Genomic DNA, 12,697 nt, shown 5'->3' with positions numbered 1-12,697 from the left:
TCAGGCCAGAACATCCTTCCTCTCGATAGCGTTTTTCCCAACGACTAATATAGCTCGATTGAACTCCCAACACTGCTTGGATTTCTCGGTGCTTGAGTCCTTGAATTCGCATTTTGACAGCTAAAGCTCGCTTTAGCTCTCTAGGATCCCGATTGCTAGCTATTAATTCTTCCAGAGTCATGAGAATATTTCTGGGTCAACTTATATTCCATCATATCTCATTATTATTCAAAATCATTTAGGATTACTATATATAGCGTTTTTAATAGCTATGAGGTACAGAGATTTTTTCCTTATTACCTATTCCCTACTCCCTACTCCCTACTCCCTACTCCCTACTCCCTGTTCCCTGTTCCCTACTCCCTGCTCCCTACTCCCTGCTCCCTTTACCATAGTTTACAAAACTTTACAAATCTCATCACCAAAATATCCGGGTTAACAAAATAAATTCTGCAAAGCTTACTAGACTAAAGTGCTGTCTATAGCGTTTCTCGATCAGATGTAAACCTAGGAGGTCTTTTTTTATTGTCGAATAAAACTCCCGATCTCTTCCCCCTCTTGCCTCCTCCCCTGATTGAGGGCGGTTAGGGGGAATTCCTCTTGCCTCTTGCCTTTTGCAGCAAGAAGCGTGTTTGCAACCTAGATACAAACGCTATATGCCTGACCCCTCAACTCTCCTACTACTAGCCTACAGCCACTGCAAAAATGCCACTGCTAGTCTTAACTACAGTCACAGCAGTATCTGCATGCCCACTGAGAAGCTCAACCAAGCCCCTGGGCAGTGGAAACCCCCCAATAGCATCAGTGCTCCAGAAGCGATCGCATTTGCTCAAAACTCTCGATTCAGTAATCTCAAAACAGTCCAGGGAAGGTATTCAGAAGAAATAGCCTTGCCCCCAACAGTGCGTTTGGGTAGCCAAGGGGAAGTTGTCACTAGACTACAAACTATACTGCAAGAGTTGGGATACTACCAACAGCCAGTGGATGGTGTATACGGCTCCAATACCTTTGCTGCTGTCTCTACATTCCAGCAAGCACAAGGGTTGAATGCGGATGGTATTGTTGGACCAATAAGCTGGATCACTCTACAAAGATTGCACTCAGAATCCTTATCTGCTAGCCAAGAGAGGGAGTTGATCGAGATTTCCCCAAATCAGCCAGAAACTAGAGGGGAACTCCAGGATACTATCATTGATAATTTTATTTCAACAGCAGAGTCTCCCTTAGCAAATCAATCGGTTAGTTCAACCCCCTTGAACGCCCTCTCCAATAAACCACTATACCTATGGTTGTTTGGCTGGGCAGTGGTATCTCTTGGAGGATGGGGAGTAATTGTACTACAGATAAACTATCATCGGCTTCCGATTCGGCTGAGGATAGGAAAATCCTCTACAAAAACAGGGCAACCTGACAATATTGTGCCCATAGAAGATAGCGAATCAAACATCTATTCAATGGATGATTTGCTAACTACCATCAGTGAGAGCGAGATAGACCAATCCTCAACCCCTGAAACAGTCTCTGAAACTGATGCTATAGAGGAAACTGTAGAGCAAAACAATCAAGACTTAAGCTTAGGGAAGTATGGTCTACTTCTGTTCACCAGCCCAGTGGCAACAAGCCCTAATAGTTTACCGATACAAGTTGAGGATAGTAAGGAAAATACAGCTAAGCTAAACTTGGCTAAATCCTCTACGTTGTTCTTGCCCTTAGATCAGATTAAATTTAAACAATCACCACCATCGATCGGTGAAGAGAATCTATCTTTCTCAGCTGTTTTGGAATCTCCTGCGGAAGGTCTCTACAGTTTTACCCACCCTTCTATATCGTCCGTTATTCAAGAATTGACCAACAGTGACTTAGTCGAAGTCGAAGCAGCTAAGGGGCGGATTCAACCTCTCAATAACTTCTTTACTGACCTGTATCGCCTTGCTCAAAACGCTAGCTTAGCTAACCAAAACCATCACCAAGATACCAGCACAAGTCAGGAAAATGTCCGCCGAACAGCCCAAAAGTCTGACCAAGCTGATCAACCTATCCCTGAGCAGATGAAACCAGGAACTGTAGTTGGTATCCTATCCCCGACTAACCCAAAAACAGGAGAACGGTATACCTACTCATTAATTGATGATGCTGGCGGGCGGTTTATGTTGACGGAGAATAAACTGGCTCTTACCGAGCAAAGCTTGATGAATTTCAAAACAGACACCAGCCATACCGTGATTGTCCGTCGCACTGATTCCAAAGGTATCTATGTTGATAAATCCTTTACTCTGCGTTTGAAGGCTGAGAACGAGTCAGCACCTCCTCAGCCCCCGGTTGAAAGCCAGAAGAAGGTATCCACTGAAACGCGATCGCTTACCAGTGTCAGCAGTTAATCAATTCAGGACTGACCGAGTAAGCCTACAGTTACAGGTAACTCTCAACTGATGGCACCAGCAGCAAAGATTGACCTTTGGTCACGCTACGCGATGAAGCGAAGCTTCCGCTAAAAGCGATTGGCCGTAGGCCACGCTACGCGAACGCAAATTTCTCAAAAGTGCATAAATTTGATAGGGTACCTAAATCAATTGTGATAATTTTTAATCTGAAGTTCCCTACTCCCTACTCCCTACTCCCTACTCCCTACTCCCTACTCCCTACTCCCTACTCCCTTTGCTATACATAGGTTTAGCTTAGCCGGATGCTACCAGTCCGGCATCAGCTATTTTTCTTCGGGTCTTGCCAAGATAAGCTAGAATTATTAAGAAATCTTTAGAAAAAATTTTAACTGCTGCTACCTATTTCCAGGCGCTGGTATGACTCTCCCAATTCGCAACGTTGCTATTATCGCTCACGTCGATCACGGCAAAACTACCCTAGTTGACGCTCTACTCAAACAATCCGGTATCTTCCGCGAAGGGGAAGACATTCCAGACTGCGTGATGGACTCCAACGATTTAGAGCGGGAGCGGGGTATTACTATTCTTTCTAAGAATACCGCCGTTCGGTACAAAGACATCCTAATTAATATTGTTGATACTCCCGGTCACGCTGACTTTGGTGGAGAAGTAGAGCGGGTATTGGGTATGGTGGATGGCTGCATCCTAATTGTGGATGCGAATGAAGGACCAATGCCTCAAACCCGATTTGTCCTGAAAAAAGCTCTGGAAAAAGGACTGCGCCCGATTGTAGTGGTCAATAAAATTGACCGACCCCAAGCCGACCCTTATGGTGCCATCGACAAAGTCCTGGATCTGTTCCTAGAATTAGGAGCAGACGATGACCAGTGTGAGTTTCCCTACCTATTTGCCTCCGGTCTACAAGGCTACGCCAAAGAAGATTTGGATGCAGAAGCGGTAGATATGCAGGCACTGTTTGAAGCAATTTTGCATCATGTTCCGCCACCAGTAGGAGACCCTGCTAAGCCCCTACAACTACAAGTCACCACCTTGGACTATTCCGAGTACCTAGGTCGGATTGTGATTGGCAGAATTCACAACGGAACTATTAAGGCCAGTCAACAAGCTGCTTTAGTTAAGGATACTGGGGACATAGTTCAGGCAAAAGTTACCAAGTTGATGGGATTTGAAGGACTCAAGCGAGTTGACCTAAAAGAAGCATCAGCTGGTTATATCGTGGCAGTAGCTGGGTTTGCTGATGCCAATATTGGTGAAACCATTACTTGTCCCAATGAACCCCAAGCCTTACCCCTAATTAAGGTAGATGAGCCTACCTTGCAAATGACCTTCTGCGTGAATGATTCGCCCTTTGCCGGTAAGGAAGGGGACTTTGTAACGTCGCGACAATTACGCGATCGCTTATTCCGAGAATTAGAAACAAACGTAGCACTACGGGTAGAACCCACTGACTCCCCCGATAAATTCCTAGTATCTGGTCGTGGAGAGCTACACCTGGGTATTCTGATCGAAACCATGCGTCGCCAAGGATATGAGTTCCAAGTTTCCCAACCCCAAGTGATCTACCGGGAAGTCAATGGTCAACCTTGTGAACCCTTTGAATATCTAGTGCTAGATGTACCAGAAGAAGCGGTTGGTAGCTGTATCGAGCGTTTGGGACAGCGCAAAGGGGAAATGCAAGATATGCAAGTAGGTGCCAATGGTCGCACCCAAATCGATTTTGTGATTCCTGCCCGTGGCTTAGTCGGTTTCCGGGGGGACTTCCTTCGCCTGACCAAAGGTGAAGGTATCATGAATCATAGCTTCCTAGAATATCGTCCCATGACTGGGGAATTAGAGACTCGCCGCAATGGAGTAATTGTAGCCTTTGAAGAAGGGATGGCTACCTTCTATGCCCTTAAAAATGGAGAAGACCGTGGTGTATTCTTTATTAAACCAGGCACCAAGGTTTACAAAAACATGATTATTGGGGAACACAATCGTCCTCAGGATTTAGATCTAAATGTCTGTAAAACTAAGCAGTTAACTAACCATCGTTCCGCGACTGGGGATGAATTAGTGCAGTTACAAGCCCCAGTGGAGATGAGTTTGGAACGGGCTTTGGAGTATATTGGACCCGATGAACTGGTAGAGATTACACCTCAGTCAGTTCGTTTGCGGAAGCTGTCTAAGAAGAAGTTGGCGAAGCAAGGTAAAAGGTAAGAATTAAGAATGTAGAATTAAGAATGTAGAATGTAGAATTGGGAATTAAGAATGTAGAATTGGGAATTAAGAATGTAGAATTGGGAATTAAGAATGTAGAATTGGGAATTTAGAATTTAGAATTTAGAATTGGGAATTCACCATTCTGCCTTCTGCCTTCTGCCTTCTGCCTTCTGCCTTCTGCCTTCTGCATTCTTCATTCTGCATTCTGCATTCTTCATTCTTCATTCTTCATTCTAAATTCTGCATTCTAAATGCTACATTCTAAATTCTTCATTCTTAATTCTAAATTCTGACAGACAACCTCCTAACCTTCATTCATCCAATCACGAGCCGAGGCGGAAGCATCTATACCACCAGTGCGCATCTGGCGTATCAAAGCCTGGGGATCAGGAGACACTTTAAGGGCTTCGGTGGGTGTGATTTTTTCATCAATTAGGTAGTTGTAGAGAGCCTGATTCATCACTTGCATCCCTTCAATGGTTTCAGTTTCCATCAGTCGGAACACATCCACATCTTCTCCCTTAAGCAGGTAATCCTGTACAGTTGGGGTATTGATTAAAATGTCATGAACCGCAATCCGACCCTTATCGATGGTTGGTACTAAGAGTTGGGCAATAACTGCCAACAGGGACTCAGCAATCTGGATGCGGATCGCTGACTGTTCATCAGGATTGTAGAGATTCAACAGACGGTTAATACTGCTGATGGCATTGCGAGTGTGTAGAGTACCCAAGACCAGATGACCGGTTTGGGCAGCTTGCAGGGCAGTATCAACTGTGATGCGATCGCGCATTTCCCCAATTAGAATTATATCGGGATCCTCCCGTAACACAGACCGCAGAGCGTGGTGAAACTCATGGGTGTGCAATCCCACTTCTCGCTGACTAATCAGGCACTTTCGGGAGCGGTGGACATATTCAACCGGGTCTTCAATCGTAACAATATGTTTGTACTCTGTTTCATTGAGATGGCGAATCATAGCCGCAAGAGTGGTTGATTTACCTGATCCTGTCGGACCGGTAATTAAAATAATTCCCTGACCCCTGCTAACTATTTTTTTGAAAACTTGCGGTAGAGTTAAATCATCGATTGAAGGAACATCAAGGCTGATTAATCGCAGCACAATGGCTCCGCCGTTTAGGGAGTCAAAACAATTCACCCGACAGCGCACTAAGCCAGGGTAAAAAATAGCAGTATCCAGTTCTTTGGCTTCAGCAAACTGCTTCCTCTGAGCCGGAGTGAGAATCTCATTGAGGTATGCCTCAAAGACTTCCACTGTGACCTTGGTATGACGTTTAGCCACATACATCTTGCCCCGAATCCTAAATCTGGGGACCTGTCCCACTCGAATATGAATGTCAGAAGCTTTGTGACCATGAGCCTCTGCGACGATTTGCTCGATAGAAGGGGAATGACTAAGGTTCTGGTTAAGTTCTACTACTGGTTTAAGTGGTGATGGGAAAGTTTGAGGCTCTTGATCAATTTGCACTCCTACACCAGAATTCGTGTTCTTCATAATATGATGTACCTAGGGATACCCTTGCTGGACTGATCGGGTCGGGGCGTTGATGTTTGCTGATCTTCTTGTTGGCAGTTAATTTCGGTTGCTTGTGATCCAACCAAAGAACAACCCTAGAGAAATTTTACTTTATATAAAAAGTTTTCACACTAATCCAGCTAGGTTTTTGATATTGCTGTCAGACATCACCTAGATCTGATCTAATTAAATTTTATAATATATAGCCTTAGGTAGCAGAACTTAAGCGTAAGTATTCAGCTATCAGCGGTCAGCCGTGAGCTTTTAGCTCACGCTAAGCGAACAGCGGTCAGCTGACGTAACTCAGATTAAAGCAATGCTTACCTGTTGTCTTGATGCCAAGCGTGAGTGGGGTAAACCCCCGCAGGTCGGTAATGGTGCGTTTACAGTCGTCGAATTAAATTCGCCACGGGTCGCACCTCTGCATAGCTGATTCAATAGCACCATCTGTAGCACCATCTGTAGCGCATTAGCTGATAGCTAGCTGATAGCTGACGGCTAAATGCTTACGGCAGAAGGTAGAAGGCAGAAGGGACGAGAGTTGGAGCTAGTTTTTAAAAAGTCCAGTGATTTTACGAATAATTAATTGCTTTAGTTAAGTTAAAGGAGTTAATTTAAACTAGCTAATTGAGCTGATGGAGTTAATGTTATAAAACGGTTTACTGGACAATATATTTTGATTTTGATATTTTTAGCGGTATAATCCATAATATCCCATAGCTTTAATCCCATCAAACCTTTAAGTTAACCCAAACCCAGTTCCCGTTTGAGCAGATTAATCGATTTGCTACCAATATAGTTTTCACAACGGATCACCTTGGGTGGTCGAATAATATCTTCACGAGCGGCTAATATGGCATCTTTAACACTTTGATAACTTGCCTGATCGCTAATAATTATCTGGGAACTGCGAACCAGAGCTTTTAGTTTGTAGTTGTCCTTGATCTGAGCCGTCATCACTAACAACTCATCTCCCCGTAGACTATGGATAATAATTTCTACTATTTTTAAAATCCCAGAACTGATGCTAACCACTCCTAAACGGCTACCTTTGGAGAGATTCTTAATTAGCTTAAGTTCTGGCTCATAGTCATAAATATCAACAGGGATGACACGGACAGATTTAGGGGCAACAATCGCTTCTGCTTTACCGATAAAATAGCGACTAGTAACTACTGTAGCCGAGTGAGTTTGATCCAAAGCTTCTGAGAGTTCTTCCATTGGCACCAACTGCACCGGGATTCCCAAGGATTGTTCTAACTCCTGCACCATCAATTCTCCAGCACCAAGATCTCGTGACTCTACTGTCACCAGTACCCTAGCGCTACACCGTAACCGCCAGTCAATCTCCGACAAAAATAGTTCCCTAGCTTGGTTAAGGGAGCAACCTTGTCCGAGAAGTTGATTGAGGCTATCTTGAACAACCTTGTAAGCTTCGGGGGAAAACTGGTTAAGAATGCCAACCTGACGTCGATTACCCCCTTCATGACCCTGTGCCTTAACATAAATGCCTGACCCAGCATGGGACTCTACTAGTCCTGTTTCTTCTAACTGCCGATATACCTTGCTGATGGTATTGCGGTGCAAACCCGTCTCCATGGCTAGCTGACGAGTACTGGGCAGTTTATGACCTGGGGAATATTGTCGGGATGCGATCGCAAACTGAATTTGGTCAAATAGCTGCTTCGAGGCAGGTATTTCACTATCTTGTTGAATATGATACTGAACCATTACAGAGTCTCCAAAATCCCCTGTTTATCACTATTATATGGTAAATTTTAGATTTTAAACTTTTCGGTCAAATTTGGCTATCCACTTCAGCTATAATGTAAGCATTCAGCTATCAGCCAAAGGTCAGCGGTCAGCGGTCAGCCGTCAGCTTAAAATAAACTTCATTTGGAATAATTTAATAGTTCGAGATTTGAAGCAATTCAAAGTCTCGGTAGTAAGCATTCAGCCGTCAGCTGATAGCTGATAGCACCATCTGTAGCAACTCAATTAGAGCATTAGCTGATAGCTGATATAGCTGTTTTTAATCTAGTCAGGTACAAGTTTTTGGGTTTTAGGGAGCAGGGACTGAGGCCGTAGGCCACGCGGGGCGCGTTCGGAGCAGGGACTGAGGCCGTAGGCCACGCGGGGCGCGTTCGGAGCAGGGAAGAGGGAAGAGGGAAGAGGAACCCACCCCTAACCCCTCCCAGGAGGGGAAGAGGGAAGAGGTAAAAAAATAAAATATGTGTACCTCATGAGGATAAAAAGCGCTATAGCTGATAGCACCATCTGTAGCACCATCTGTAGCCCATAAGCTGATAGCTGATAGCTGATAGCTGATAGCTGATAGCTGATAGCTGATAGCTGATAGCTGATAGCTGATAGCTGATAGCTGATAGCTGATAGCTGATAGCTGATAGCTGATAGCTGATAGCTGATAGCTGAAAAAAAATCAGCCAATTATAACGGATTTAGCTCCCAAATAATTAAATCAATAAAAATCAATAAAAATCAATAAAAATTAATAGATGGTAAAGTAATAATCTGGACTATCCTGAACTCTCCAATTAAGTAAACTAGTTAATAAACTTATTATTTATTTATTAAATACAGGTATAATTTAGAGTTAAGCTACTGCTGTAGAATTGGCGCTGAATTCAGAAAGCCAAGAAAACCTTTAGCTTAGCATCTATAACTGCCAAGCAAGAGCTTCACATCCTTCCAAATCGATTATGACACATAGGGAAATTCGTAGCATTACCGTCAAGGTGGTCAATGGTGATCTAGACATAGCAGCTTACCTGGCAATGCCGGTGGCAGAAACACCTCTTCCTGGAATTGTGGTGCTGCAAGAAATTTTTGGGGTGAATGGCCATATCCGGGATATCACAGAACGATTTGCGAAAGAAGGCTATGTTGCGATCGCTCCCGCACTCTATCAACGCCTTGCTCCAGGCTTTGAGACAGGTTACACCATTGAAGACATTAACATTGGCAAGGAATACAAGGAACAAACCAGAGCAGCGGAACTCCTGGGAGACATCCAAGGGGCCATCGGTTACCTGAGGAGTCAAACCCCTGTGCAAGATAACCCCATCGGCTCTATTGGCTTTTGTTTCGGGGGTCATGTTGCCTATCTGGCTGCTACCTTACCCGATATTAAAGCTACTGCTTCGTTCTATGGTGCTGGGATTACTACCATGACTCCTGGCGGTGGTGAACCAACGATTACTCGCACACCAGAGATTAACGGTACACTCTATGGTTTCTTTGGGATGGAAGATGCTAGCATTCCAGCAGAAGAGGTTGATCAGATTGAGGCTGCTCTTGAGAAAAATAAAATTAATTATCGTGTCTTTCGTTACGATGGAGCAGACCACGGATTTTTCTGTGACCAACGGGCTAGCTACAATGAAAAAGCAGCTACTGATGCTTGGCAAAACGTTTTGCAGCTGTTTAGGGAAAAACTTGACTAAACTGTCACCGGCTCCCAACTTTTTAAGCAGCTGCTCCTATATCAGAAATCATTACTGATTTTAAACCGTTAATCATCATGAATTCAAAATCAACCTCTTCGACCACCAGCAATTCATCCTTTTCTATGGATGATTTTGCTCAAGCCCTAGAAGAATACGACTATGAGTTTAAACAGGGACAGGTGGTACGTGGCAGAGTACATAACTACGAAAGCGATGGTGCTTATGTAGACATCGGTGGTAAGTCCCTGGCTTATCTACCAATTAGTGAAGTTTCCTTAGAATCGGATCTGGATTGGTCGGAAGTACTGCCCTTGAATGAGGAAATGGATTTCCTGATTATTCGGGAGCAAAATGCTGATGGTCAAGTTACCCTTTCCCGGCGTCAGCTGGAGATTAAGCAAGTTTGGGATGGGTTAGTTGAACTCCAAGAGAATGGAAAATCATTAGATGTCCGGGTTTCTGGAGTGAATAAAGGTGGTGTCACCGTGGATGTGCGGGGATTGCGGGGATTCATTCCGCGATCGCACTTGAGTCAGCACGACAATCTAGATTCCTTGATTGGTCAGAAACTAACAGTCAATTTCCTAGAAGCTGATCGCGATCGCAAGAAGCTAGTGCTTTCTCAGCGGGAAGCTGTGCGTGCTGCTACTTTCTCTGAGCTAGAAGTGGGACAATTAGTGGAAGGTAAAGTAGCTGCGATCAAGCCCTTTGGTGTGTTTGTGGACTTTAATCAAACCAATGGCTTGCTGCACATTAAGCAAGTAAGCCAAAGTTTCGTTGAAGACCTCTCCAAAGTGTTTGAAATCGGTCAAGTGATCCAGGTAATGATTATTAACTTGGATGAAGGCAAAGGTCGTATTTCTATGTCTACCAGGGTTTTAGAAAATTACCCAGGAGAAATGCTCGAAAAGATGGCAGAGGTAATGGCTAGTGCTCCAGCTCGTGCTGAACGTGCTAGGCAAAAACTATTACAAGCATAAGTTAGGTCGTTTGAATCGATCATGTTTTTTGTTTCTTGTTGACTGTTGACTGTTATAGCGCTACGCTTAGCGTCAGAAATTAGAAGTCAGAAGTCAAAGGTGCGCTTACAGTCGTCGAATTAAATTCGCCACGGGTCGCACCTAAAAGTAAGCGATTACTTAAGTTTCGGAGTTTAGGAATGTCAAACATCTGAATGCGTAGTGCTATAACTGTTGACTGTTGACTGTTGACTGTTGACTGTTGACTGTTGACTGTTGACAGTCAACCGTGAACCGTGAACCGTGAACTAAAATACCTGATGAATCAAAACAATAGCCCAATCCATACCCTTACCGTAGATATTGGTGGCAGTGGCGTTAAGGTGATGGTATTAGATGAATTGGGTAATCCCATCACCCAACGTAGTCGCTTAGAAACACCCCAACCTCCTAAGCCGGATGCTATCATTCATGCGATCGCATCCCTAGCTCTCGGACAAGGGGATTTTGAACGGGTATCGGTGGGATTTCCTGGAGTGGTTCGCAATGGGATAACCTATACGGCGGTAAACCTCGATCCTGATTGGCAGGGATTTGATCTGGCTACTACCCTATCTCAACGCTTAGGCAAACCGGTGCGGGTAGCTAATGATGCCGATGTCCAAGGATTAGGAGCAATTACTGGCAAGGGAGTGGAATTGACGATTACCCTAGGCACAGGGTTTGGTTCTGCTTTATTTGTGGATGGCAAGCTGGTGCCAAATCTGGAAATGGGACACCATCCTTTTCGTAAAGGGGAAACCTACGAAGAACAGTTGGGGCGAGCGGCTTTAGAGAAAGACGGTAAGAAGAAATGGAATAATCGGCTCCAAAAAGCGATCGCATGCCTGGAGCGTTTGTTTAATTATAATTACCTTTACATTGGTGGTGGTGAAGCCAAAAAAATTAACTTTGAGCTACCCCCCAATGTAAAAGTAGTGCCCAATGTCGCTGGGTTATTGGGGGGTATTGCTTTGTGGCGGGATTAGAAAAAGCCGTGAAATACTATAGCGCTAAGCTATCAGCTATCAGCTATCAGCTATCAGCTATCAGCTATCAGCATATGCTTATGATGGACTTTTCCCCAGATTTTCAATTCTCATTAATCTCGAACTATTAAATTCTATCATTTGCGCATTGCGCACGCTACTTGAGATGCGCACGCTACGCTGGGTTTATTTTAAGCATTAGGCTGACCGCTGACCGCTGACCGCTGAATGCTTACTACTAGATTGCTGGGCTATAGCTTGTCCTGCATAAACCTGTGTGACAAATTCCCGAATTTTCTGCTGATATTCGGCAGTAGCAACAGTTGTCAAATCATTGTGAGCTGCATCAGGAACTAGCCAAAGCTGTTTAGGAACTGTAGCAGCATCGAACAAGACTTGACTCATCCTAGCAGGAACTGTGGTATCACTAGTGCCATGGATTAAGAATATAGGTGTTTGGAGTGACTTGATTTTACTAATTGAGTCAAACCGCTGGGTAAGCAGAAGATCGATCGGCAAGAAACCATATTTTCCCTGATAATCTGCCATATCCCGCATGGAAGTAAATGAGCCTTCCAAAATCAACCCTGCCATGTCTGGGTTACGCACCGCTAGATCAATCCCGATTGCTCCCCCTATGGAATAACCATAGACAAAAATATCTTGGGGATTGATGCCTCGTTGTTGGACTAGATAATCCCAAGCCACTTGAGCATCTTGATAAACTTGGGATTCCCTAGGAAATTTACCGTCGCTGCGACCATAGCCTCGGTAGTCAATCAGCAGCAGGGATAAACCTAGCTGATGTAACCGTTGGGCTATTTCAAGATATGACCCAATATTACAGGCATTACCGTGCAGATATAGCATCACCTTACTTTCTGGTGAGTCAGAGGGAATCCACCAGCTATGGATTTTATCAATTTTACCCTTATTGGATATTGGTAACCAAAGCTCTTCGTAAGGCAAACCAAAGTCAGCTGGTGTATTTTCAATCACTGAAGCCGGACAAAACATTAGCCGATGTTGCAACAGCAACACTGAGGTACAGACTAAGGCGTAAGCGATCGCTATAAATCCTGCAACAATCAACATAATCAAT

The 12,697-nt window shown here is 44.2% G+C and carries 11 protein-coding genes; 7 read left to right on the top strand and 4 right to left on the bottom strand.

The window, feature by feature from the left end; genetic code table 11:
• Positions 1-181 (bottom strand): helix-turn-helix domain-containing protein (locus tag F6K63_RS15430; protein WP_287312615.1); only part of this gene is annotated, 181 nt, incomplete at its 3' end.
• 90 nt (positions 182-271) lie between these two features.
• Between F6K63_RS15430 and F6K63_RS15425 the strand changes: the two genes are divergently transcribed.
• The 4 genes from F6K63_RS15425 to typA all read left to right on the top strand — a co-directional run bounded on the left by F6K63_RS15425 (position 272) and on the right by typA (position 4,601).
• Positions 272-439 carry a hypothetical protein gene (locus tag F6K63_RS15425; RefSeq protein ID WP_154659963.1) on the top strand — a complete coding sequence of 56 codons (168 nt, stop codon included), beginning with the start codon at positions 272-274 and terminating at the stop codon, positions 437-439.
• A gap of 175 nt (positions 440-614) precedes the next feature.
• On the top strand, positions 615-2,378 hold the full coding sequence (locus F6K63_RS15420) for a peptidoglycan-binding domain-containing protein (RefSeq protein ID WP_287251080.1): 1,764 nt from the start codon (positions 615-617) through the stop codon (positions 2,376-2,378).
• A gap of 77 nt (positions 2,379-2,455) precedes the next feature.
• Positions 2,456-2,668: a hypothetical protein gene (locus F6K63_RS15415; RefSeq protein ID WP_131826878.1), complete on the top strand. Its 213-nt coding sequence runs from the start codon at positions 2,456-2,458 to the stop codon at positions 2,666-2,668.
• 130 nt (positions 2,669-2,798) lie between these two features.
• Positions 2,799-4,601: a translational GTPase TypA gene (gene typA, locus F6K63_RS15410; protein WP_008190216.1), complete on the top strand. Its 1,803-nt coding sequence runs from the start codon at positions 2,799-2,801 to the stop codon at positions 4,599-4,601.
• 307 nt (positions 4,602-4,908) lie between these two features.
• On the opposite strand, the gene F6K63_RS15405 is transcribed toward typA, so the two are convergent.
• Entirely contained in the window at positions 4,909-6,120 is a 1,212-nt protein-coding gene (locus F6K63_RS15405) for a type IV pilus twitching motility protein PilT (protein WP_008190218.1), read from the bottom strand.
• 765 nt (positions 6,121-6,885) lie between these two features.
• Entirely contained in the window at positions 6,886-7,872 is a 987-nt protein-coding gene (locus tag F6K63_RS15400; RefSeq protein ID WP_008190220.1) for a GntR family transcriptional regulator, read from the bottom strand.
• A gap of 989 nt (positions 7,873-8,861) precedes the next feature.
• On the opposite strand from F6K63_RS15400, the gene F6K63_RS15395 reads away from it, so the two are divergent.
• The 3 genes from F6K63_RS15395 to F6K63_RS15385 all read left to right on the top strand — a co-directional run bounded on the left by F6K63_RS15395 (position 8,862) and on the right by F6K63_RS15385 (position 11,595).
• Complete coding sequence (locus F6K63_RS15395) at positions 8,862-9,605, top strand: dienelactone hydrolase family protein (protein ID WP_008190223.1); 744 nt, start codon at positions 8,862-8,864, stop codon at positions 9,603-9,605.
• A 77-nt stretch (positions 9,606-9,682) separates the two neighbouring features.
• Positions 9,683-10,588: a S1 RNA-binding domain-containing protein gene (locus tag F6K63_RS15390; protein WP_044495335.1), complete on the top strand. Its 906-nt coding sequence runs from the start codon at positions 9,683-9,685 to the stop codon at positions 10,586-10,588.
• A 299-nt stretch (positions 10,589-10,887) separates the two neighbouring features.
• Complete coding sequence (locus tag F6K63_RS15385; protein WP_008190226.1) at positions 10,888-11,595, top strand: ROK family protein; 708 nt, start codon at positions 10,888-10,890, stop codon at positions 11,593-11,595.
• Between the two features lie 198 nt (positions 11,596-11,793).
• On the opposite strand, the gene F6K63_RS15380 is transcribed toward F6K63_RS15385, so the two are convergent.
• Positions 11,794-12,690: an alpha/beta hydrolase gene (locus F6K63_RS15380; protein WP_008190229.1), complete on the bottom strand. Its 897-nt coding sequence runs from the start codon at positions 12,688-12,690 to the stop codon at positions 11,794-11,796.
• Positions 12,691-12,697: the final 7 nt, after the last annotated feature.

The sequence above is a fragment of the Moorena sp. SIO1G6 genome (genome assembly GCF_010672795.1).
In the GTDB taxonomy this organism is placed as follows: Bacteria; Cyanobacteriota; Cyanobacteriia; order Cyanobacteriales; family Coleofasciculaceae; genus Moorena; species Moorena producens.
The sequence above is the reverse complement of the archived record's forward strand: the minus strand, read 5'-3'. Positions and strand labels throughout refer to the sequence as shown.

Excerpts from the sequence above, each read along its gene's own strand:
- F6K63_RS15425 (WP_154659963.1), top strand. The coding sequence starts at position 272 with ATGAGGTACAGAGATTTTTTCCTTATTACCTATTCCCTACTCCCTACT.
- typA (WP_008190216.1), top strand. The coding sequence starts at position 2,799 with ATGACTCTCCCAATTCGCAACGTTGCTATTATCGCTCACGTCGATCAC.
- F6K63_RS15405 (WP_008190218.1), bottom strand. The coding sequence starts at position 6,120 with ATGAAGAACACGAATTCTGGTGTAGGAGTGCAAATTGATCAAGAGCCT.
- F6K63_RS15400 (WP_008190220.1), bottom strand. The coding sequence starts at position 7,872 with ATGGTTCAGTATCATATTCAACAAGATAGTGAAATACCTGCCTCGAAG.
- F6K63_RS15395 (WP_008190223.1), top strand. The coding sequence starts at position 8,862 with ATGACACATAGGGAAATTCGTAGCATTACCGTCAAGGTGGTCAATGGT.
- F6K63_RS15390 (WP_044495335.1), top strand. The coding sequence starts at position 9,683 with ATGAATTCAAAATCAACCTCTTCGACCACCAGCAATTCATCCTTTTCT.
- F6K63_RS15385 (WP_008190226.1), top strand. The coding sequence starts at position 10,888 with ATGAATCAAAACAATAGCCCAATCCATACCCTTACCGTAGATATTGGT.
- F6K63_RS15380 (WP_008190229.1), bottom strand. The coding sequence starts at position 12,690 with ATGTTGATTGTTGCAGGATTTATAGCGATCGCTTACGCCTTAGTCTGT.